Raw genomic sequence first — 22,989 nt, forward strand, 5'->3', positions numbered from 1 at the left:
CCGGAGGGCCCCGGGAAGGCGGCCGTCCGAGCGGGGCCCGACGGCCGCCGTCGGAAGTTCGGTTCCGGTGGGAACCGGGCTTCCGGGGACTTTAGGAAGTGGCGAGTTCGACGGCGGCCGGCTGCAGCCGGCCCTGCGCCACCTGGCTGGTGCCAAGCGCGTAGCCGTCCTTCTTGGGGAGGACGTGGCGGCGAAGGTAGTCCTGGTTGCTGGCCGTGACGGACAGGCCGTCGCCGCCGTAGTGCTCGGTGCAGATGATGCCCTGATAGCCAGCCGCAATGGCAACTTTGAACGCCTCGCGGTAGTTGATGAGACCGCTTTCCATCGGAGCCGGCATGGCAACGTAGCTGTCGCGGGCCACATCCTCGTCACGGATGTAGTTCTTCATGTGCCAGTAGTTCGAGTACGGCATGGTCTTGGCCACCAATTCGCGCCAGTCCTCGATGGGACGGTGCAGGCGGATCAGGTTTCCGATGTCCGGGTTGAGCCCGACGTTGGTCAGGCCGATGTCTTGCACCAGCTGCACGGAAGAGTCCGCGGTGCCGAGGTAGGTGTCTTCGTACATCTCGAGCGAGAGGAGAACGCCTACCTCTGCCGCGTGGCGGCCAAGTTCGCGGAACCGCGTGACGGCGTTGCTCCAGGCTTCCTTGTCCCCTACTGGATCCTTATAGCCTTCAACGGTCCAGAACCACAGCTGCTTCTGCTGCTCCGGGGTGATTGCCTGGTGCAGGCCGAAGGAAACCACTTCGCAGCCGAGCTCGGCGGCGGCGTCGATGGTGCGGTGGCTGTACTCAAGGTTGGCTGACCAGTTGCCCTCCTCGATGACGCTGCGGCGGATGGCGGAGATGACGGGCATGCCGATCCCCACACTCTCAGCGGTCTGCTTGAACTCCGCGAGGCGTTCCTTGCTGAGATCGCCGGGACGGACCCAGCTGTCGGTGAGGTCGGCGTTGGCGAAGCCTGCTTCCTTGACTTCGGTAAGAACCTCGGCCCAGGCGGAGGCGTCGGCGTCGTTGATGTGGGTTCCCTGGGCGTCAGTGCCGGGGAACTGCAGCAGGGCTGCGGTGATGGGCCAGTTCTCAGCTGTATATGCCACGTTTTGCACTCCTTCGTGAATCCTGTTTCCTATAGGATCTACTATCCGGCGGAAGGTTGTCAAGATCACATTTACCTACCCTGGGAACAATCGAAGATCCTATAGGGAGTGCCGCTGTTTGTGAAGAGGGCCACTTCCGGGCAGCCCCACGCTTTCAGAAACCCTCATCCGAATAGCACGCAGTATGTGTCGTGTTGAAGGCCGAAACGACACCTACTGCGAGCACTGCGAGCTACACGGGATTAGTCTGCCGGGGCGTCGGCGATCGCCCGCGCGCGGACTTTCTGCACATGATCAGCCATGGCGGCTTCGGCCTTTTCGGGATCACCGGTTGAGAGTGCGTCCAGCACTGACTGGTGCTCGGCGATGGCGTTCTCCGCGTCGGTAATGCCGACGCCGCCGAAAAGCCGGAACCGCTGGACCTGCCCGCCCAGGGCTGCATAGGCGGCAACCATGAATTGGTTCCCGGTCTGTTTCGCGATCAGCTGGTGAAAGCGCTCGTCGGCTTCCAGGTAGTCCTTGTAGTCAGCAAACGACGGGCCACGCGGGGCGGATTTCAGGTCGGCCACGGCTTTTTCCAGCTCCGCGAGCCTTTCGGGTGTGAGACGGCTGCACGCTAACCGGGCATTGACGGGTTCGATCGCAAGCCGGGCCTCCATGAGCTCCGCGAAGTCCTCCCGCGTGAAGACGGGGGCAACGCGATAGCCTTTCAACGCCACTCTCCGGACCATCCCCGTGTGCTCCAGCCGCGCCAGGGCTTCCCGGACAGGAGTGGGGGAAACGTCGAGTTCGCGCGCGGTTCCGTCAATACTGACGGCGGCGCCGGGTTCCAGTCGTCCGTCCATGAGGGAGGCCAGGAGTTCCTCGTAAACATGGTCTGCCAGAACCTGACGGCTGACAGTCCGGCCTCCTCGGCGGTCACCGGTCTGATCGCCGGACCGGCTGCCGGCGCGGGTGCCGTTGGACGCTTTTTGCATGATCAAATCCTATAGGGATGCATCTGCGACCGTGAGCGGCCCTTCGCTTGCCGGGTTTAGAGCGATGAAAACAGAAGAACCGCCCGGGTATCCGGGCGGTTCTCCTGTTTGCTAGCAGGTTGTTAGGCGGGCTGGTACACCGGGTAGTCGGTGTACCCCTCTGCGCCTTCGCCGTAGAACGTGCTCTGGTCGGGCTCGTTCAGTGGCAGTCCTTCGCGCCAGCGGCGGGCGAGGTCCGGGTTGGCAATGGCCGGCCGGCCAACCACCACGGCGTCGGCATGGCCGTCTGCGACCAGGGAAACTGCTTCCTCACGGGTGGTAACCACACCGAAGCCGGTGTTGACCAGGAACGTGCCGTTGAAGCGGGCGCGCAGGTCCTGGACCAGCTCCCCCGCGGGTTCGTCGTGCAGGATGCTCAGGTATGCGAGGTTCAGCGGTGCGATCGTGTCGACCAGGACTTCGTAGGTTGCGCGGACATCGTCAGCGTCAGTTTCAGCGATTCCTTGGACGTTGTGCTGAGGCGAAATCCGGATTCCCACGCGGTTCGCTCCGAGCGCTTCGACAACGGCGTTGACGGTCTCTATGACGAATCGCGCCCGGTTTTCAGGAGAGCCGCCGTAGCTGTCCGTGCGCACGTTGCTGTTCGGGGCGAGGAATTCATGCAGAAGGTAACCGTTGGCGGAGTGCAGCTCCACGCCGTCGAACCCTGCTTCGATTGCGTTGAGCGACGCCGTCACGATTTCCTGCATCACCACCGGGAGCTCATCCGTGGAAAGCTCATGCGGCACGGGGTAGGCCTGCTTGCCGGTGTACGTGCGGGTCTCGCCCTCGATTGCAACAGCGCTGGGAGCGACGATCTGGTGGCCGCCGGTGATGTCCTCGTGGGAGACACGGCCGCCGTGCATAATCTGGGCGAACATCCGGCCGCCCTCAGCGTGGACGGCGTCCGTGACCTTTTTCCATCCGGCGATCTGCTCAGGAGTGACGATCCCTGGCTGCCCCGGGTAGGACCGTCCTGCCGGGCTGGGGTAGGTGCCTTCGCTGATGATCAGGCCAAGGGAAGCCCGCTGGCGGTAATGTTCCACCACGAGCGGTCCGGGTACGCCTTCCTTGCCGGAGCGAAGGCGGGTGAGGGGCGCCATCACGAGACGGTTGGAGAGTTCAAGTTCGCCGAGGCTCAGAGGGGAAAACAGCATGCGTGGTTCCTTTCAGAATGCATTGGGTTCACCCGATGCAACTGCCAAGCGTGTGCAAGTATTCCTGATGAGGGGCGCATCACAGGAGTCGGTCAACTGAAGCACCCCGGACACACCGAAAGGCGGCCCCCCAAGCCGGGTGCCGCCGTCGTCGTCGGAGCCTCTTTCTTCCCAATCCCTACTTGTTGCCGGCGGCAGCGCCCGGACAGCCTTGGCCGCTGGGGTTGGTGATGCAATCGTCGGCATAGTTGCGGGTCACTGAGCGCCAGACGCTCACTGTTTGCGGGGCTGCACTGAACTGGCCTTGGTTGGGAATGGGGAGCGCCGGACCACCATTCACGGAGTACGTGCCCTGGAAGTAAGTAGTCAGCACGACACTGAAGTCGCCCGTTTCCGCGTAGGCATGACTCGGGCGAGTCTTCTCACCCCAGCGGTCTTGCGGCAATGGTCCGCCCATTGTGGTCGTTGGGCCAAGTGAGGTCCCGTCTCCGTAGTCCCAGCGGTATTGGACAGGCTTGGCGACAATTGCCACCTTTTGCCCGAGCATATTCACGTTGAAGGACTGCTCGGACGCTTCAGCGTAAAAGTTGGTCTCTGCACCTCTCAAAGTGTGGGGACTCGGCTGGATTCGGGAAGTGCCGGCATTCACTGGAAGTTGCTCAAACTGGCGTTGAATCTGCGCGGCGATCCTGTCAAGGACGTCACTGGGATCCTCTGTGTAGACGCACCTGTCGGGACGGATTGGGGTCCACATTAAGGGTTGAAAATCCTTCAACGCCGAATACCAACGGACCGGCCGTCCGTCTTTTCCTTCGGTGCACTTTACTGCTCCTGCGAGGCAGGCGATGTCAAAGTTGTTCTCTTCGTCATCGAGACATAGATACTCGAGCTTGTAAACGCTTGGGTCTTCCGGAGTCGCTTGGGGCAGGTCCACCCAGCCGCCAGTCGTAGAGTCGTATCGCCAAACGCCTATGCCGTCGGCTGTCCAAGACAGGTCAGATCCTCCCTCATCCGCCTGCGCGATATTCGGCGGCGCCAAAAGAACGAACGCGCCAAGCATCACACTGACGAGAACCATTCCCCGGGCAGGCACCGTTCAACCGCCGAGTCGGTCTACGTTAAGTGCGCGCCATTTGCCTCGGGCATACTCCGCGATGATGAGGTCACCCAGCACTCCCGAGTCGGCCACGGTCTGACCAATTGAACCATCGGCGTTACGAAGAACGCCTGACCCCTGCTGAGACTGCACGGCGACTTGAAATTGCCCGGGAAGCGTTTCAATGAATTTCGACTGAGCCGCATGCACTTTGATAGCCGCCCCCTCGACCCACTTACCGTTTGAATTCCACTTAACGACACCAGGAAAGATCTTGCCGCATAAGGCGCACGAAGCACCCGATACAGCCTTCACAGGGGCAAGGTCGCCAGTTTCAAAGGCGTAATTCAGGAGTGAATACCAGTACTTCGCAAACGCCTCCAGCCCTTCCTTGGAGTTCTTGTCCGCCAACGGGGGTTTGACTGGCACCGGCACGTTCTGCGCCCGGCCCTTTGCGTCGGCTGGCTTATAGACGGGAGTGGGCTTCGGCGTTGGCGAAGCACTCGGGGTGACTGACGCAGACTGAGGGGCCGAAGAAGCTGGCCCGGCGCTCGGGTCGCCGCTCTTCGGACTATCGCCGTTGCTGCAGCCGCTGAAAGCCAGGGCCGAGACGGCTAGGAAGGAAATGGCGGACAGGCGCAGGCGCCCCGAAATGGATGTACGAGAAGTCATGCGCAGCTAATCCCCCCGGATAGGTTTCAAGACCACTGTGTCCGAACAATAGTTAAAGGGTAGCCGAGGCTACACTTTCAGGCTCAAAGTTATCCACAGCCCGCGAACCAGCTGGTTTTACCATCAGCAGCCCTCGGCAAAAAGTCATGAACCCCGGAAAGCACATGAAAACGGGCGGGGCGCACGCTGGCGCCCCGCCCGTTTTCCCTCAGTCGAGCCCGAAGTCCCGCTACTGCTGAGCCGGCAGCACAAGCTCCCCTGTCTTGTCAGTCGACAAGGCGAGCGAAGAAACATACTGGGGTTCGCCGTCGGGCCCGTCCAGGGCAGAGCGGACCATGTCAGGCCGCTCAAACTCCAGGCCGGTCACGTGGCAGAGGAGCCGGGCATCGCTGGGGTTCCCATCGGCGTCGAACATTGGCAGGTCGATTCCATCGTCACGCCGACGAAGGTAGTACCTCCCCTTGGTCAGCACGGCGATGACGGGCGGCAGCACCAGCGCCAAGCCCACGGCGAAGATCGGCGAGTACGGCTGGATGGCGGCGCCAAATGCTCCGAAAAACACTGCAATCGAAACACCGGCCGAGACCATCATGGACACGAAGCCCACCGGGTTTACGGCGTAAAGCATCCCGCGGCGGAACTCCGGGACCTTGGGTGAAATCTTGAGCAGGTACTTGTTGACGGCAATGTCCGATGCGACCGTGACCACCCAGGCCATGGCGCAGTTGGCCTAGAAGCCGAGGATCGTGTTGAGGAAGTCGAACATGTTCGCCTCCATCAGGACCAGGGCGATGAGCAGGTTCACCGCCACAAAGACCATACGGCCGGGGTACGTCTTGGTGACGCGGGTAAAACTGTTGGTCCAAGCCAGCGACCCGGAATACGCGTTGGTGACGTTGATCTTGATCTGGGAAATGACCACCAGCACCACAGCCAGAGTCATGGCCAGCCACCCGGGCATCATCTCCTGGTAGACGCCGAGGAACTGGTGGACCGGCTCGTTCGCGGTGGCGGAGGCGGCCGGATCGAGCTTGGCGATCAGGTAGATGGCGATGAACATGCCAACAATCTGCTTGATGGCTCCGAACATGACCCAGCCCGGTCCGGCCAGGATCACCGCGCGCCACCAGGCGCCATTGTTTTCAGCTGTCTTTGGCGGCATGAAGCGCAGGTAATCGATCTGTTCGGCGATCTGGGCCATCAGCGACAAGCAGACACCGGCCGCGAGCATGACTGACGCCAGGCTGGTGCCCTCTCCCCCGGATGCGCCGGTGAACGCAAAGAATTCCTCCACGCTTCCGGGGTGGGAAATCAGCAGATATCCCACCGGGACCACCATGAGCAGCAGCCATAGCGGGGTGGTCCACACCTGAAGCTTGGCCAAGGTATTCATGCCGTAGATGACCAGCGGAATGATGATGAGGGTGGACGCCGCATAGCCAAGCCACTGCGGAATTCCCAGCCCCAATTCCAGGCCCTGGGCCATAATGGATCCCTCGAGAGCGAAGAAGATGAATGTGAACGTCGCAAAGATCACGTTGGTGACCACGGAGCCGTAATAGCCAAATCCTGAGCCGCGCGTAATGAGGTCCAGGTCGATGTTGTACCGTGCCGCGTAATAAGCCAGCGGAAATCCTGTGGCGAATATTATCACTGCCGCCACGATAATTCCGAAGATTGCGTTCACCGTGCCGTAGGCAATCCCGATGTTCGCCCCAATGGAAAAGTCAGCCAGGTACGCAATTCCGCCGAGGGCGCTCGTTGCCACCACTCCCGCGCTCCACTTGCGGTAGGAACGGGGCGCGAACCTCAGGGTGTAGTCCTCCAGGCTCTCCTTGGTGGCGCTCATCGCGTCAGCGTTGCCCGCCGTCGTGGTCCCGCTGACGCCGTGCCCGACGGCGGTGCCAGCCGCCGCGGGATCGAGCAGTTCTGTGTCCCTCAGGTCATTTGTCATCAGTCATCGCTTTCGTCTGCGGTTCGTCTTTGTTGACGCTAGTCACGACGAGCGACGGTTCGGTCACGGGGCTATTTCGACGATGTTAAGGATTGGCAAGGTTCAGTGAAGCCTCCGGACCAGGGCCAGAACCTCTCGCCACGCAATCACCGCGGCCGGACATTGGTAGGACTATGGCGGATCCACGCGGACAACTGGGAAAATTGCCCCACACCCCTATCGCTTTTCTACATGGCGTAGAAGAATGGAGCCATGATGTTTACCCACGCCGACGGCGACCCCATCCTTAACCTCGACGACGAGCAGTGCTGGCAACTCCTGGAGGGTACGAGTCACGGCCGGCTGGTCGTCACCGTGGCCGGCGAGCCGGACATCTTTCCCGTCAACTACGTAACCAGCCGCAGGAAGCTCTACTTCCGCACGGCCCCCGGCAACAAGCTGGCCGAGCTGACCATCAATGACCGGGTCCTCTTCGAAACGGATGGCATCCTGTCAGACCAGGCCTGGTCTGTGGTCCTCCGAGGCACCGCGCGCGTGCTGAACAAGTCCGCCGAAATTGCCGAAGCGGAGGCTCTGGGACTGGCGTCCTGGGTCCCTACGCTCAAGGACTTCTACGTCGAGATCGATCCTGGCTCCGTGAGCGGCCGGCATTTTCAGTTCGGCGAACAGCCCGAGCGGGAAATCTAGCAAGCTGCAGCAAGCCTAGACTTGAATCATGGCGGACCGGCTGACTCCTGAGCAGCGCAGCTGGAACATGTCCCGGATCAGGGGCAAGAACACCAAACCCGAGTTGCTGGTGCGCAGCCTCCTGCACGCCAAGGGCTACCGGTACCGCCTGCACGGGGCCTCCGGCAGCACCAAGCTCCCGGGAAATCCCGACCTGGTCTTCGCTGGCCGACGGAAAGTCATCTTCATCAACGGCTGCTTCTGGCATTTCCACGACTGCAGGGTTGGCCAGCATGCGCCCAAGGCCAATGCCGACTTTTGGGAGACCAAAAGAACCAAGACGAGGAACCGCGACGCCGATCAGCGCCGGCTGCTCGAAAGCGCGGGTTGGGAGGTGCTCACAGTATGGGAGTGCGAACTGAAAGACCGGCCGGCCCTGGAGGAGCAGCTGGAGCAGTTCCTCGCCGGCCATTCATGATGCCTGCGGAGCGCCGCCTCAGCTTCGGTCCGGAGCTAGCCTGTAGCCCACGCCGCGGACCGTCTGGAGCCACCGCGGGTCCTGGGCGGAGTCGCCGAGTTTCTTGCGGAGGTTTCCCATGTGCACTTCAACGGACCGCTCATCAGCCTCGCTGATGTAACTTCCGACGTCGTAGGGTTCGTCCCGCAGGCGGCGCACCAGATCCGCTTTGGTGCGGACCATGCGGCCAGCCTCGAGCAGGGCATGCAGCAGATCGAATTCAGTCCGGGTCAGACTTAGTTCCTGGCCATCCACGTCCACGGTCCGCGAGTCATAGCTCATGTTCAGCCCGTTGTGGCGGTAGCTGTTGGCGTCGTCGCCAGCCCCACCTGAAGGCGCGTTGAGATCGTCGGTGACTTCCGACGTCGAACGCGGGCGGCGCATCATGGCGGCGACGCGGGCGCGCAGCTCCCTGGGCCGGAAAGGCTTGGTGAGGTAGTCGTCGGCACCCGATTCCAAACCGATCAGGGTGTCCAGCTCCTCCGCCCGGGCAGTGAGCATCACGATGTAGGCGTCGGAAAACTGACGGATCTGCCGGGCCACTTCGAATCCGTCGATGTCGGGCAGGCCTAGGTCCAGGGTGATGACCGCCGGATCCAGCTCCTTTGCGGCCAGAACGCCTTCGGCTCCGCTGCTCGCGGCCGTCACCTCGAAGCCTGCCTGCGTCAGTACGACCCGCACCAGTTCGCGAATGTCGTGATCATCTTCAATGACCAACCCCACGCGTGTATCACCCATCGCAGCCCCCTCAGCCCGCTACATCCCGTCTGAAGTATAGCTCCCCCGATATCCTGAATGTATGCGTCTCTCTTGCCACGTCCCGATGGTCCAACGCTCATGAGCAGCCCAACCTGGAAGGATTCGTCCGGCAGGATGCTGCTCTTCAAGCGACCCTTCCATGAATACTCCCTGCGGGGCCGGGTGACCTTGAGCCAGATGCCCCTTTCTGTCACGGCGGGGCTCACGGCCTTCCTCATTCTGGCGTTCTTCCCGGAAACACTCATGAACCCGCTTTTCATCAGTTTCCTGTTGTCCCAAGGCGCCATCCTGATTCTCTGCTACGCCGTTCCGTGGGACCGATTGCCGTATCCGAGCTTCCTGGTCCTTCCGTTGTTGGACCTGGTCTCGATTGCGCTTGGCAGGGAGGGTGGCCAGGACAGCCTGACGGGAATCAGCCTGATGGCCGTCTTCCCGGTGATCTGGTTGTGCGCCTCCGGGGTGTTTCCCAAGACGGCGGTGGCCATTTCCTTCTTCGGCCCGCTGGCGATCATCTGGCTGCCGCTGGTCATCAAGGGTGATCTGTCCGGGCAGGATCTGGCCCGCTCGCTCCTGCTCCCGGTCATGATGCTGGGGATCGGCGTTTCCGCGACCGTAATGACTCTCAGCATGATCCGGCAGCAACGGGATCTGGAGGCAAAAGATAGCCAGTTGCGCGGCGTGCTGGATGGCAGCAAGCGCCAGGAACGGCTGCTCAACACCGTGCTGGATACGGTGCATCTGGGCGTGCTGGCCGTGGACGCCGACGGGCACGACATCCTGATGAACCGGAAGCAGCGCGCCCATCATCTGCTGGCCGCTCCCCCCAGCAACGACGATCCCAACGAATCCCAGCTTCTGGTGTTTGGCCCTGACCGGACCACTCCGGTTCCGGCGGAGCAGCGGCCCGTCCGGCGGGCCGTGCTCGGCGAGGAATTCACCGACTATCTGGTCTGGCTCGGAGCAGGCAGCGAGCAGCGGGCGATCACGACCAGCGCGCGTCCGATGAAGGACCAGGAGGGGAACTTCGCCGGTTCCGTCATCGTGTTCAGCGACGTCACCGAATTGGTCAACGCCCTGGCGGCCAAAGACGACTTCGTCGCCAACGTCTCGCACGAGTTCCGCACGCCACTGACGTCGATCCTGGGGTACGTGGAACTGATGCTGGATGACGACGACGGCGCTCTGCCGGACTTCCAGCGCGGCCCCCTGGAGATCATCCGTCGGAACTCCGAACGGCTCCTCACACTGGTTTCGGACCTCCTTTCCAGCAGAAATGGACAACTGATCGTCCGCCCTCAGGCCGTGGATGTGGCCGACCTTGTACGCGCGAGCGTCACCGCCGCCCTGCCGCGGGCCACGGACTCCGGCATCCAGCTGCTGGCCGACGCCCCCGAGCGGCTGGAGGCGCACGTCGACTCCGCCCGGATCTCACAGGTATTGGACAACCTGGTCTCCAACGCCATCAAGTACTCGCCGGACGGGGGCGAAGTCATGGTCTCGCTGCGCTCCGAGGACGGGCACGTGGTGTGCAGCGTCAGCGATACCGGGATGGGGATGAGCGAACAGGACCAGGAAGAGGTCTTCGCCAAGTTCTTCCGTGCGGAAGCAGTCCGCAACTCCGCAATCCCCGGTGTGGGGCTGGGGCTCTCCATCAGCAAGGCCATCGTGGAGGCCCACGGCGGCAGCGTCTCGCTGAGCAGCGAGGTGGGGGCAGGCACCACGTTTACGTTTGCTCTCCCGGCCTGACACTCAGGCCTGACGCTCAAGCCCGGTGGTGATCGATCAGCCATCCGGCGAGCTGGCGTGCGCGCTGGCCTGCTTCAAGGTCGCCTTCAGCGGCGGAAATGATGGACCCCTTCATCAGGATGTGCCACGACCTGGAGAAGTCCTCGGTGCGCTGCAGGCCGGCTTCGTCCGCAAGCTGCTTTACGTGCCCGCGGATCTTTGCGAGGTAGTCAATGCTCGCGCGGCCCAGCGGATGGGTGGAACCCATCTCGAGCAGCACGTTGATGAAGGAGCACGCCTCGAAGTCCGTGCGGCGGAACCAGTCGGAGAAGACGTCGAAGATGGCGAGGAGCTGCTGTTCGGGCGTGTCTGCCCGGCGCCGCGCTTCGCCCACGATGGCATTGACAGTCCACTTGCGGTCACGCTGCTCAAGGAAGGCCAGCACAACATCGTCTTTCGAGGCGAAGTGGCGGTAGAAAGTGGCTTTGGCAACACCCGAGCGGCTGATGAGTTCGTTGATGCCCACGTCCCTGACGCCTCTGTGGGCGAAGAGATCATAGGCCGCATCCACGATCCGTTCCCGGATCCCGACAGCAGTCTTAAGGGCCTGCGGTGGCGTGCCTGGTTCCTCGGCATGCAGGGCGGGCTGAAGCCCTCCGGAAGGAGTAATCCCGGCGCTCGATGAAGCGGAGCTGGATGAATCTTCCATTTGTTAATATCCTAGCCCAGGTGGGAGACAGACTTGTCTGTCTTGAGCTAGAGTTTCTACATGCTGTTCCATCCGTTGGGCGAGGAGCCCCGGGGGTTGGCGTAGTATCCAATGTCAGAGCATTGAGTTTTGCGGACAAGAAGTTTGACTCCTTCAAGTACCAGAACGTGAACCACCAGACGGCCCGGGAGAGCGAAATGACTCAGAGATTGATGCCGGCAGGACCGCGGTCCTACACCGAGCAGCTCACCGAATGGCCGCAGTTCAACCAGCCGACAAAAGACCCGGAGCTCGGCCCCTTGCGCCGCCAGTCCATGGCCATCATCTCGTCAATTCTGGAAGATCCGTCCCCGGAGGGCGCCGGTATCAGAACCCGTTTGCGGGGGCTTTTGGCGCAGAACGTTGGTTGCCCCGAAAAGGCCCTGCTCGAGCACCTGCAGTCCCTGTTCGGCGACCTCGAAGACCCGGAAGCAGACCCGGCGTAGCTGAACCGGGCTCCAGAGGGCGCCCGGAGGCCGGTCGACGCAGCTACATGCCCGTCCTCGCCTGCCGTACAACTTCTCCCCAGGACTGCTCGGCGAGATCGGTCACCGCGGCCAGGATTTCCGACGGCGGCCGCGACAGATCCAGCGGAAACTCCACGATGTCGATGTCGGTGTTGAGGATCCGCCTAAGCTTTACCTCCCCCGCACCGGCATAGATCAGCCACGCAGTGGGCACCTGCAACGCCGTGCAGTACGCCAGCATTTGGAAATGGTCCGCAGTCAGTGATGCCCCGCGATCCGTGCGCGCCCTGTATTGCGCGTCGTAGACCACCACGGGCCGTCCGCCCAGCAGGTGCACGGCGTCGGGCCTGACAGTCAGCCGGTCTGAATCCCGGACGGCCTCGTTGAGCATCGCGTTGTACTGCAGCCGCATTTCACCGGGAAAGGCAGCCATGGCCTGCCGTAGGGCGGCACCCACAAAGTCCTCAAAGACCTGGTCCATGTCCACCACGAACGACGCCGTCTGCTGCTGTCCCTCCCCTGCTTCGGCCGAGGCGTTGCGCAGGATCACCTCGGCGAGGCGGAGCACCGTGTGGTACCGGGCATTCATCCTGTTGGGCCGCCACGGCGGCAGCGGAGCGCCGGACTGAAGGCGAGTGGCGGCGTCGAGCTTTCCCTTGAGCTGCCGCAGGCGGCTCAGCACGTCCGGCCGCACGCCTGGAACGCGGGACATGCGCTCGAGGGCGGCACGGAGGATCCGGTTCTCCGCGATGTCCTCGGTGAACTCGTCGTAGGACACTTCCAGCGGCACAAGCATGCCCGGCCGGCGCGAGATCTGGTCCGAGATGCGGATCCGGCCCTTGACCGTCCGGAGGGACTCGTCGACTGTGAGGTAGCCCTGGAGCACGCCGCGCTGCAGGGCGCGCTCGGCCAGCTGTGCCAGGGACGCTGCCAACGCACTCCACAGCTCGGTGTGCTCGTCAGCGGTCACGGGATCGTCGCGGAAACCCTGGTCACCGGCGTAACTGAGCAGAAACAGCAGCCGGCTCAGCCCCAGCCGGTCCTTCGGCCGTACGTCGAGCTGGACCAGCGGCGTCCGCACGGATCCCACCATGCCTACGGGCTCGATCCGGTACAGGCTCATCCCCATGGGTGAGGCCTTTGCCAGTCCGCTGGCGTTCAGGAAGGCCGCGCTGGCTGGGTCCAGCTTCTCCACCACGCCGCAGGACAGTTCTTCCAGCACGATGTGCCGGAAAGCCGGGCCGGAATGTCCGGGTTTGATGCGTGCGCCTGGGCTGACACCCGCGGGGCCGGGGCCGCCGCTTGGCCTGGCGCGGTATCCGGCCGAGCTAGCGAGCCGCAAGGCGTCCCAGCAGCTGGTCCAGCCCGAAGCGTTCCTCCAGCTGCGCGCGGTTCAGCTGCCCGTGGTAATGCTCCTCGAGCAGCGGCATGAGCTCGTATTTCCAGATCCGGCGCAGACCGGAGGGAGTCTGGGCCGTCTTCTTCATGAAGTACGAGGGGCCGATCATGAGGTCGCGCTCCCACTCGTCGATGGCTCCGTTCAGTGCGTCCAGCAAACGCGCAGGCGTGGTGTCCAGCTGCCGCGCCTCCAGGAACCGCAGCAGCGACCCCCTCACCGGCTCGGTGTTCGGGTGCAGTTCGATGAAGGCGAAACGGCGGCGGATGGCGGCATCCATCATGGCGATGGAACGGTCCGCGGTGTTCATGGTGCCGATGATGTACAGGTTGTCCGGGAGCGTGAACGGCTCGTTGGGGCTGTACTGCAGGTAGATGCGGTCGTCGCGGTACTCCAGCAGGAAGTACAGCTCGCCGAACACTTTGGCCAGGTTGGCGCGGTTCATCTCGTCGATGATCAGGAAGTACGGCTTCGACTCGTTGCCGGGTTTGGCCGCTTCTTCGGCGAGCCGGCGCAGTGGCCCGGCTACGAGCTTGAAGGACACCTGCCCCTCGTCCGTCTTGTCCGGCCGGTAGCCCTCGAAGAAATCCTCGTAGGCGTAGGACGGGTGGAACTGGACCAGCTTCACGCGCTCGTCGGTGCTGTCCTGGGCGAGCTCGGCCGCGAGGTGCTTCGCGAGGTACGTCTTGCCCGTTCCCGGCGGGCCGTAGAGCACCAGCTGCCGGTTCTCCTCCAGCAGTTCGGCGATCTCCTGCAGCGGTTCCAGATCCATGTGGAGCGAGTCCGCGAACTCGCGCGTCAGCGGACGGAACCCCTCCTGGACGGGGACGACGACGGCGGCAGGTTCCGTATCGCCGTCGGGCCCTGCTTCCGCTTCAGCAGGGACAAGCGCCTGCAGCGCCTGCACCACGCGGGTGACATCGACGACGATGCCCGGCGTGGCGAGCTGGCGCTGGACGTGGCGCGGCAGGTCGGCCGTGGCGTGGGCTTCGTCGAACCAGCGGACCTTGCGGCGCATCCGCCGGTTGTCCCCGTTGTGGTCCGGCTCCCCCAGCACGACGCCGATCCGGACGGCACCGGCGTTCTGGTAGAGCGCCAGGTCCCCCGGCTTCATCACGGTCAGGAAGGCGAAAACCGCCGTCTTGGTGTCCTCCCGCTCCACGTAGCCGAGGTGCTTGTAGTCCTCGTCCACAGCATGTTGGACCAGTCCGGCGGTGACGCCGGCGTCCAGCAGGCGGAGGTGCTCGACGTCGAGCGTCACTTTTTCCTCGCCCCGCCAGGCTGCGAGCAGTTCGGCGTTGTCGGAGTGGGTCCGCAGCAGCCAGGCACGGCGGCCCGGATCGCCGACCTTGCGCCACTGGCTCACGAGCTGGCGGGAATACCAGTCGATGCGCTGGCCTGCCTGCTCATCCAGGTGCAGGCGGATGCGGCGGATGTCTGCGGTGATCTCCTCGTCGCTGTCGCCCTTGGCCCCGCCCACCAGGGAGGCGAAGGCGTCGCGGATCTCCCGGCGCTCAACATCCGCCACAACGGGTTCGAAGTAGCCGGGCCAGGTGAGGTATTCAACGCTGCGGCGGATGGCCGGCTGATCCTCCGGCGTGCCCGCTGCCAGCAGGTGGAAGGCCAAGGGGTCCTTCAGAGCCCTGCTGATGGCTGAAGTGGACTGCTGGTCGACGTGCTGCACGAACCGGCAAAGCCACTTCAGGTGGTCCCAGATGGTCCAGTTGAACTCCGCGGTCCGGTCCCGGATGACGCCGTGGTCGGTCATGCCCCGGTACAGCTCGTCGGGAAGCTCGAGCGGGGGTTCGAGCCAGGACGCGGCTTCGGCCACGCGGGCCCGCTTGACCTTGAGGGACTTGACCTCGTGCGCCAGGGGCAGCGACTGCAGGAACAGCAGCTCCACGGCAAGCTGCTTCGCAGCCCGGGAGGCATCCGCGAGGCTGTGCCGCAGATTGGTCATCATGGGCGCCTTGGCGTCCACGACGCCCCGTTCCAGTCGCTCCAGCAGTTCCGCGGCGGCGTCGGAAGTCCACGTCTGGGTGCGCCGGTCCAGCGCAGACGGCCTGCCCTGGAGTCCGGCCCCAAGAACAAACCACGCTGCGTCTTCGATCTCTTTGGAGATGCCGAGGGCACGGTGCATGGCAGGCTTCGGGTTGGGGGTCATGCCTTCAAATTTACAGGCTAAAGCTGAACGCCAGCACCATGCCGTCCGGCGAACCTACTTGCCGGTAGGCAGCGGCAGCCTCTTCCGGCCAAATGCAAAGTAGCTTCCGGGGCCGATGAAATTGACCAGGGTGACCACCCGCCAGAGGGTCTTTGAGCCGCGGATCTGGTCGGCCGGACGGCGGGAGATATCGCGCTGGGCGGCGGCGAGGAATGCCAGCTGCGCGGCACCCAGGATGACCGTTGCAATGCGTGCGGCGGGCGGCAGGTCCTTCCAGGCCTTCTTCTTCTTTTTCACGTTATGCCTCCTTGCGTTCGGTGAAGGGCTCCAGCCGCTGCTTCTGCTCCGGAGTCAGCCGCAGGACCCGTCCGGTGGCTTCGTCGACGAAGGCGAGGTGGCTTGACGCCTTCACACAATCCTCGCGAGTAACGGGGTCCTGCACAAGGTAGTGGATGTCGAAACTGGCGCCCTTGACGGCACCGATCCACAGCTGGACGACGGCGGGAACATTGCGGTACTCGAGGGTCCTCACGTACCTGATGCGGTGGTCCACCACGAGCGCCATGGTGCCCTCAGCGACATCGTTGAACAGGGAGACGTGCGGTTCCATCCCTGGCAGACCGGCGCCCCGCGGCGGGCCGAAGGCGGCGATGCGGGCCTCCTCCAGCATGCGGACGACCTGCACGTTGTTGATGTGCCCGTAGGCGTCCATGTCACCCCAGCGCATCGGCACGAGCACTTCGATGCGCCGGGGATCGGTGTGGCCTGCCGACCCGTGCGCGGTCAGCTGTGCACCGCCGTCGAATCATCCACGGGGGTTTCCTCGACATCGGCTCCCGCGAACTGCGACATGTACAGCCGGTAGTACGCTCCTTCGGCAGCCAGCAGGGTCTGGTGGTTGCCCTGCTCCACAATCTTGCCGTTCTCCATCACCAGAATGGTGTCGGCGTCGCGGATGGTGGAGAGGCGGTGGGCGATCACGAAGCTGGTCCGGTCCGTCCGCAGCGCGGCCATCGCCTTCTGGACCAGGAGTTCGGTGCGGGTATCAACCGAGCTCGTGGCCTCGTCCAGGATCAGCAGCGACGGGTTGGCGACGAATGCCCGGGCGATGGTGATCAGCTGCTTTTCGCCGGCGCTGACGTTGTTGCCTTCCTCGTCGATAACCGTGTCATAGCCGTCCGGAAGCGCACGCACGAACCGGTCCACGAACGTGGCCTTGGCCGCTGCCATGATCTGGTCCTCGGTGGCGTCCAGCTTGCCGTACTTGATGTTGTCGTAAATGGAGCCGCCGAACAGCCAGGCATCCTGCAGCACCATCCCCACCTTGGAACGGAGCTCGGCCCGGCTCAGCTGCGTGACATCCACACCGTCCAGGGTGATGGAGCCGGCGTTGAGCTCGTAGAAGCGCATCACGAGGTTGACCAGGGTGGTCTTGCCCGCTCCGGTGGGTCCGACGATGGCCACGGTGTGTCCCGGCTCGGCCGTGAAGGACAGGTTTTCGATGAGCGGCTTGTCCTCCGTGTAGCTGAAGGTGACGTCGCGGAATTCCACATGGCCGTCCGTCTTGGCAGGCAGGTGCCGGGTGGCCGTCTCGGCATCCTGCTCGTCCGCGTCCAGGAACTCGAACACGCGCTCGGCCGATGCCACGCCGGACTGCAGCATGTTGGCCATGCCCGCCATCTGGCCCAGCGGCTGGGTGAACTCGCGCGAGTACTGGATAAAGGCCGTCGCGTCGCCAAGGCTCATGCTGCCGGAGGCCACGCGGAGGCCGCCCACGACGGCGATGCCCACGTAGCTGAGGTAGGAGACGAACTGCATGACGGGGAAGATGATCCCCGAGACGAACTGCGCGCCGAAGCTGGCCTTGTACAGGGCCTCGTTCCGTTCTTCGAAGCGCTCCAGCATGTCGGCGTCACGGCCAAAGACCCGCACCAGGTCGTGGCCGGAGAAGGACTCCTCGATCTGGCCGTTCAGTTCCCCGGTGTTCTTCCACTGCGCGGCGAACAGCTTTTGGCTGCGCGCGCCGATCACACCGGCCGCCACGCCGGACAGCGGCAGCGCGATCAGGGCGATCAGGGCCAGTTGCCAGGAGACGATGAACATCATGATGACGATGCCAACGACGGTCAGGACCGAGCTGATCAGCTGCGCAAACGCCTGTTGGAGCGCCTGCTGGACGTTGTCGACGTCATTCGTCACGCGGGAGAGGACGTCGCCGCGCTGGCGGGTGTCAAAGTAGTTCAGCGGCAGCCGGTTGAGCTTCTTCTCGGTGTCGTCGCGCAACTGGCGGATGACCTTCATGACGATGCGGTTCAGCACATAGCCCTGAAGCCACAGGAAGATGTTGGCCACGAAGTACATGAGCAGCACCGCGGAGATCAGGACCGTCAGTTTCTGGAAGTCGATGCCCGCGCCGGGAACCAGCTCCATCTTCGCGATCATGTCGGCGAAGTTGTCCTGGCCCTGCGCCCGCAGGCCGCTGACGAACTGCTCCTTGCTGACGCCCGCCGGGAGCTGCTTGCCCACCACGCCGCCGAAGATGACGTCCATGGCCTGGCCGAGAATTTTGGGCGCGATGACGTTGAGAACCACGGACACGATGACCATGGCCACCACGATGTAGATGCCCGCGGCCTCGGGCTTGAGCAGCCCCAGGAGCCGCTTGGCAGAGGGCCAGAAGTTCTGGGCTTTCTTCGCCGGCATGGCGCCGAACATGCCGCCGTCCGCCTCCGAAGGCTTGTACTCCTCCTCGACGAAGTCGTCGTCTGCGAGAGCTGCGGGATCGGCCGCCGTTTCCTCCGTCAGTGTCCCTGCCGGTTTTTTGCAGTCGCGCAGGGTCTTCTTGTCGGCGCTCATGCCACTTCCTCCACGCTCAGCTGGGACTCAACAATTTCCTGGTACGTGGGCGAGGTTTCCAGCAGTTCCTCATGCGTTCCGCGGTCCACGATCCTGCCGTTGTCCAGCACCAGAATCTGGTCGGCGTCCGTGATGGTGGAGATCCGCTGCGCCACGATGATGACTGTGGCGTCGGCGGTGGTCCGCTTCAGGGCTGCGCGCAGCCGCGCATCCGTCGCAACGTCCAAGGCCGAGAAGGAGTCGTCGAAAAGGTACACCTTGGGTTTCGTCACCAGCGCCCTGGCGATGCAGAGGCGCTGCCGCTGTCCACCCGAGACGTTGGTGCCGCCCTGGGAGATCCGGGATCCCAGCCCGCTCTTCTTTTCGCGGACGAAGCCGTCGCCCTGCGCCACGCGCAGCGCGTCCCACAGTTCCTCATCGGTTGCCTCGGTCTTGCCGAAGCGCAGGTTGTGCTCGATGGTTCCGGAGAACAGGTAGGGGCGCTGGGGCACGAGTGCCACGCGTTTGGTGATTTCCGCCCGGTCCAGGTTGCTGACGTGGACGCCGTCGAGCAGCACTTCCCCGTCGGCCACGTCATAGAGCCGGGGCAGCAGCGACAGCAGGGACGACTTGCCGGCGCCGGTGGAGCCGATGATGGCAAGGGTCTCCCCCGGCCGCGCGGTGAAACTGATGTTGCTGAGAACGGGGGCTTCCGCTCCCGGGTAGGCGAAGGTGACGTTGCGGTATTCCACCACGCCTTCGAGCTTCGCCGGTGTCTGCGGGCGCTCAGGGTCGTGGATGGAAGGCTCGACGTCGAGAACCTCGCCAATGCGGTCCGCGCAGACAGAGGCCCGCGGAATCATCATGGCCATGAACGTGCCCATCATGACCGCCATGAGGATCTGGAGCAGGTACTGCAGGAAGGCCGTCAAGGAGCCAACCTGCATGTCCCCGGAGTCCACACGCTGGCCGCCGAACCAGAGCACCGCGGCGGTGGACAGGTGCAGGATCATGCCGATCGCCGGGAACATCAGGACGAACAGGGCACCGATCTTCAGTGAAACGTCCGTGAGTTCCTTATTCGCCTGGCCGAATCGCTCGGTCTCATACGGCTCTCGGACGAAGGCCCGCACCACACGGATGCCGATGATCTGCTCGCGGAGTACGCCGTTGATGCGGTCGATCTTCGTCTGCATGGAGCGGAAAAGCGGCATCAGGCGGACCACGATGTAGCCCACCACCACGATGAGAACCGGCACGGAGACCCAGACGAGCCAGGACAGGTTGATGTCCTCCCGCAGCGCCATGACGATGCCGCCGATGCACATAATCGGGGTGGACACCATGAAGTTCAGGCCCATCAGCACCAGCATCTGCACCTGCTGGACGTCATTGGTGCCCCGGGTGATCAGTGTGGGTGCCCCGAACGTGTTGACGTCCTTGGCCGAAAAGCTCGTCACTTTGCGGAACACGCCACGGCGCAGGTCACGGCCAATCGCCATGGCCGTCTTGGAGCCGAAGTACACCCCGGCGATGGCGGCGCCTACCTGGACGAACGCGACGAGGAGCATCATGCCGCCGGTGCGCCAGATGAAGTCGGTGTCGCCGCGGGAAACACCCTCGTCGATGATCCGGGCGTTCAGGCTCGGCAGGTAGAGGGCGGCGATGGTGGACGCAAGCTGAAAGGCGATGACAGCCACGATGTACGGCAGATACGGCTTGGAAAAGCGCCGTATGAGGGTGACGAGCATGCTCACGGATCCTTAGGGAGAGAGCGCGAATTGTTTAAGAGAAGTAATAGCAGCCGGGGCTGACATCCTTAGCCTTCCCACTCTACGAAATCCGTTGCCCCAGCGAAACATCGACGGTCAAGATCATCCCTGCGGAGTACCTTCCCCAGCGAGCTCGCTTTGTTTGCGGAGGTGGGACGAGCGGGCCGGTCAGCTCCCCAGGAGGTGGCCGCCGCCGTCGGGCTTCCTGCTTTGATGCTCCGGCTCAGGCTCCTGCTTTTACTCCTCAAAGCACGGCGGGCGTCCGCCGGTCCGCTTCCTATTCGCTGGCGTGTTTGCCGTGCGACGCGATGTAATGCGCAGCGGCACGCTGGAGCTTGCGCTCCTTGGCCAGTTGCTTGCGAAGCGACGTCAGCTGCTCGCTCACTTTGGCCTGTTCTTCGGCGATGATCCGCTGCTGCTCGGCCTGCTGGACAACGGAGTTGAGGGCCGTGGCGAGCTGAAGCTGCTGCTCCGCAAGCAGCTTTTGGGTTTGCTGGATCAGTGGAACCATGTCCTCGGGCCTCGTCCGCATGTCGGCGAGCATGGTCCTGGCCCGCATCGGCGGCTCGTCCAGGGAACGCAGTCCTGGCACTGCGGCTTGCCGCCCGGATTCACGGGGACCGGTAAGGCCTGGGTTGCCAAGACTGGCGCCCTCGTTGGCGAGCTGGCGGTTGAGTACCTCCACGAACTCACGGTCCAGATCATCGTCGGCCGGAACTGCACCACTCGAAGGGGCCCCGCCATTCGAAGGGGCTCCACCGTCCGAAGCGCCTGAACCCTCCACGGTGACGGCTTCCCCGGCAGGGGCCGTCTGCTCAGCGCTGGCCTGATCGGTGGCAGCCGTCTCTGGCCGGATGTCAACGGTGCGTCGCAGCGGCTGCTCCTTGATGAACAGCACAGCAATGAGGGCCACAACCGCGATGCCGCCGGCGATCAGGAAGATTTCCGCGGTGGCATCGCCGTACGCCGCCCTCATGATGCCGCGCACCGGGGCGGGCATGTCGGCCAGGTCAAGGCTCGCCCCGGAAGAACCGCCGTTCGCCCGGATTCCGGCTTCGGCAAAGCCCTGGGCGGCGAGTTCCTTGACACGGTTGCCGAGGATGGCGCCGAGGACAGAGACACCTATTGCGCCGCCGACCGAGCGGAAGAAGGCCACGGACGCACTCGCCGTGCCGATGTCACGGGCGCTGACAGTGTTTTGCACAGCCAGAACGAGGTTCTGCATCAGCATGCCGAGGCCCAGTCCGAGGATGGCCGTGAAGATTCCGGCCTGCCACAGTTCCGTGGTGTGGTCCATCGTCCCGCCCAGGCCCAGTCCGCCGATCAGCAGAATGGAGCCGGCGATCAGGTAGCGCTTCCACAGGCCGGTGCGGCTAATGAGCAGCCCCGAGACCACCGAACCGATCAGGTTGCCGGCGATCATGGGAAGGGTGAGCAGGCCGGCCTCGGTGGGCGTGGCGCCGCGTGCCACCTGGAAATATTGGCCGAGGAAGGTGGAGGAGCCGAACATGGCCACTCCCACGGCGACCGAGGCGAGGATGGCCAGGGCCGTAGTGCGGTCGGAGATGATCTTGAGCGGGATGATGGGCTGGGCAACCTTGGATTCCACGAACACCAGCAGAGCCAGGAGCAGCACGCCACCGCCCACCATGAGCGCAGACTGCCAGGACCACCAGTCGTAGTAGTCCGGGTTGCCCGCGAACGATACCCAGATCAGCAGGAGGCTGACGCCGGAGGTCAGGAGGATGGACCCGAGCCAGTCGATCTTCGCGGGACGCTTGATGTGCGGGATCTTCAGGGTGATCTGCAGCAGTATCAGGGCGACGACGGCCAGCGGCACGCAGACGAAAAACGTCCAGCGCCAGCCCAGCGGGCTGTCGACGATGAACCCGCCGAGCAGTGGGCCGCCGGCCGTGCCGACGGCCATGACGGCGCCCATGTAACCGGAGTACTTGCCACGGTCACGGGGCGGAATCATGGAGCCGATGATGGCCTGGGCCAGGGCTGTCAGGCCACCCATGGCGATGCCCTGGACGACGCGCGCGGTGAGCAGCAGCGGGATGGTTTCCGAGAGGCCCGCCATCACTGAGCCGGCCACGAAGATCACGATGCTGAGCTGGACCAGGAGCTTTTTGTCGAACAGGTCGGCGAGCTTGCCCCAGATGGGCGTGGTGGCGGCATTGGCCAGAAGCGCGGCCGTGATCACCCAGGCAAAGTCCGTCTGCGTGCCCTTGAGCTCGGACATGATGGTGGGCAGCGCGTTCGCAACGATGGTGCTGCTGAGGATCGCGGTGAAGAAGGCGGCCAGAAGCCCGGTCAGGGCCTCCATGATCTGCCGGTGGGTCATTGCGGCCTGCGGCGGGTGGGCCGAAGCGCGCGACGGGGCCGTGCCGGTGGCGGCAGCGTGGCTTGCCATGTATCTGCTCCTAAAGGGTGGAAGTCGTAGTGATGGGTCCGGCCGCCATTGCCCGGGCGGATTCCCGAAGGGATTCCGCAAGATTCCGGAGAACTTTCGCCGTCTCCGCGGCGTCCTGCTGGCTCCACTCCCGCAGGTATTCCTGCAGGGTGGCAGTGCGGTGCTCCTCGATTTCGAGAAGCTTGACGCGTCCGGCGTTGGTCAGGGCCACGAGCTGGGCCCTGCCGTCTTCCGGGTCCGGCCTCCGGTGCACCAGGCCAAGATCCTCGAGTTCGGCGATGTGCCGGCTCAGGACGGGGGCGCTGACACCCAGCCGCGCGGCCAGATGCGTGGCGCGTGATTCCTTCTCCCCCACGAACCGCAGCACGCCCTGCAGCGCGACGCCGGTGTCGGTTCCGCGCGCGTTTGCAACCGCAACGCACCGGACCGCCCGCTGGAGGTCGAAGATCTGCCGCACGAGCTCGGCCGCGGTGTTCGGCTCAACTGCCATGATTGGACAACTCCTACTTGTTTGCCTGAAGCAACTATAACTT

General features: G+C 63.8%; 19 protein-coding genes and 1 pseudogene. 4 read left to right on the plus strand and 16 right to left on the minus strand.

All coding sequences use genetic code 11. The features are described from left to right. Positions 1-91: 91 nt before the first annotated feature. The 6 genes and pseudogenes from AC1DDG_RS17100 to AC1DDG_RS17125 form a co-directional block, all read right to left on the minus strand. A complete protein-coding gene (locus tag AC1DDG_RS17100) occupies positions 92-1,096 on the minus strand; it encodes a sugar phosphate isomerase/epimerase family protein (protein WP_476876972.1) in 1,005 nt (334 codons plus the stop codon). Between the two features lie 242 nt (positions 1,097-1,338). Next, entirely contained in the window at positions 1,339-2,073 is a 735-nt protein-coding gene (locus AC1DDG_RS17105; RefSeq protein ID WP_476876973.1) for a GntR family transcriptional regulator, read from the minus strand. Positions 2,074-2,195: 122 nt separating this feature from the next. Further along, on the minus strand, positions 2,196-3,269 hold the full coding sequence (locus AC1DDG_RS17110) for an alkene reductase (RefSeq protein WP_476876974.1): 1,074 nt from the start codon (positions 3,267-3,269) through the stop codon (positions 2,196-2,198). Positions 3,270-3,447: 178 nt separating this feature from the next. Beyond that, the gene (locus tag AC1DDG_RS17115; protein WP_476876975.1) at positions 3,448-4,347 is read right to left on the minus strand and encodes a hypothetical protein; all 900 of its coding nucleotides are present in this window, start codon (positions 4,345-4,347) and stop codon (positions 3,448-3,450) included. Between the two features lie 18 nt (positions 4,348-4,365). Next, entirely contained in the window at positions 4,366-5,037 is a 672-nt protein-coding gene (locus AC1DDG_RS17120; RefSeq protein WP_476876976.1) for a DUF6318 family protein, read from the minus strand. A 229-nt stretch (positions 5,038-5,266) separates the two neighbouring features. Next, positions 5,267-6,991: pseudogene (locus AC1DDG_RS17125) on the minus strand (purine-cytosine permease family protein). Between the two features lie 252 nt (positions 6,992-7,243). Between AC1DDG_RS17125 and AC1DDG_RS17130 the strand changes: the two are divergent. Together AC1DDG_RS17130 and AC1DDG_RS17135 are read left to right on the plus strand one after the other, a co-directional pair. After that, on the plus strand, positions 7,244-7,678 hold the full coding sequence (locus AC1DDG_RS17130; protein WP_230120648.1) for a pyridoxamine 5'-phosphate oxidase family protein: 435 nt from the start codon (positions 7,244-7,246) through the stop codon (positions 7,676-7,678). Positions 7,679-7,706: 28 nt separating this feature from the next. Then, positions 7,707-8,135, plus strand: a complete 429-nt coding sequence (locus AC1DDG_RS17135) for a very short patch repair endonuclease (protein WP_476876977.1) — start codon at positions 7,707-7,709, stop codon at positions 8,133-8,135. 18 nt (positions 8,136-8,153) lie between these two features. Here the strand turns inward: AC1DDG_RS17135 and AC1DDG_RS17140 are convergent, their stop codons facing one another. Further along, entirely contained in the window at positions 8,154-8,912 is a 759-nt protein-coding gene (locus AC1DDG_RS17140; RefSeq protein ID WP_476876978.1) for a response regulator transcription factor, read from the minus strand. 99 nt (positions 8,913-9,011) lie between these two features. Here AC1DDG_RS17140 and AC1DDG_RS17145 point away from each other — a divergent pair, with 99 nt between their 5' ends. Beyond that, on the plus strand, positions 9,012-10,679 hold the full coding sequence (locus tag AC1DDG_RS17145) for a sensor histidine kinase (RefSeq protein ID WP_476876979.1): 1,668 nt from the start codon (positions 9,012-9,014) through the stop codon (positions 10,677-10,679). A 16-nt stretch (positions 10,680-10,695) separates the two neighbouring features. Here the strand turns inward: AC1DDG_RS17145 and AC1DDG_RS17150 are convergent, their stop codons facing one another. Next, complete coding sequence (locus AC1DDG_RS17150) at positions 10,696-11,367, minus strand: TetR/AcrR family transcriptional regulator (RefSeq protein WP_476876980.1); 672 nt, start codon at positions 11,365-11,367, stop codon at positions 10,696-10,698. 197 nt (positions 11,368-11,564) lie between these two features. Between AC1DDG_RS17150 and AC1DDG_RS17155 the strand changes: the two genes are divergently transcribed. Next, positions 11,565-11,852 carry a hypothetical protein gene (locus AC1DDG_RS17155; protein ID WP_476876981.1) on the plus strand — a complete coding sequence of 96 codons (288 nt, stop codon included), beginning with the start codon at positions 11,565-11,567 and terminating at the stop codon, positions 11,850-11,852. Positions 11,853-11,895: 43 nt separating this feature from the next. Here the strand turns inward: AC1DDG_RS17155 and AC1DDG_RS17160 are convergent, their stop codons facing one another. The 8 genes from AC1DDG_RS17160 to AC1DDG_RS17195 form a co-directional block, all read right to left on the minus strand. Continuing rightward, positions 11,896-13,092: a 5-methylcytosine restriction system specificity protein McrC gene (locus tag AC1DDG_RS17160; RefSeq protein ID WP_476877009.1), complete on the minus strand. Its 1,197-nt coding sequence runs from the start codon at positions 13,090-13,092 to the stop codon at positions 11,896-11,898. A gap of 109 nt (positions 13,093-13,201) precedes the next feature. Next, complete coding sequence (locus tag AC1DDG_RS17165) at positions 13,202-15,433, minus strand: McrB family protein (RefSeq protein WP_476876982.1); 2,232 nt, start codon at positions 15,431-15,433, stop codon at positions 13,202-13,204. Between the two features lie 54 nt (positions 15,434-15,487). Further along, positions 15,488-15,730: a PLDc N-terminal domain-containing protein gene (locus AC1DDG_RS17170; protein WP_230120659.1), complete on the minus strand. Its 243-nt coding sequence runs from the start codon at positions 15,728-15,730 to the stop codon at positions 15,488-15,490. Position 15,731: 1 nt separating this feature from the next. After that, positions 15,732-16,160 (minus strand): acyl-CoA thioesterase, encoded by a 429-nt coding sequence (locus AC1DDG_RS17175; protein WP_476877010.1) that lies wholly within the window; start codon positions 16,158-16,160, stop codon positions 15,732-15,734. A gap of 56 nt (positions 16,161-16,216) precedes the next feature. Then, complete coding sequence (locus AC1DDG_RS17180; protein ID WP_476877011.1) at positions 16,217-18,148, minus strand: ABC transporter ATP-binding protein; 1,932 nt, start codon at positions 18,146-18,148, stop codon at positions 16,217-16,219. A gap of 137 nt (positions 18,149-18,285) precedes the next feature. Then, on the minus strand, positions 18,286-20,019 hold the full coding sequence (locus AC1DDG_RS17185; protein WP_476877012.1) for an ABC transporter ATP-binding protein: 1,734 nt from the start codon (positions 20,017-20,019) through the stop codon (positions 18,286-18,288). Positions 20,020-20,317: 298 nt separating this feature from the next. Further along, complete coding sequence (locus tag AC1DDG_RS17190) at positions 20,318-22,387, minus strand: MDR family MFS transporter (protein WP_476877013.1); 2,070 nt, start codon at positions 22,385-22,387, stop codon at positions 20,318-20,320. 79 nt (positions 22,388-22,466) lie between these two features. Continuing rightward, complete coding sequence (locus AC1DDG_RS17195) at positions 22,467-22,946, minus strand: MarR family winged helix-turn-helix transcriptional regulator (protein WP_476876983.1); 480 nt, start codon at positions 22,944-22,946, stop codon at positions 22,467-22,469. Between the last annotated feature and the right edge of the window lie 43 nt (positions 22,947-22,989).

It is taken from the genome of Arthrobacter sp. 10L430 (assembly GCF_056395245.1).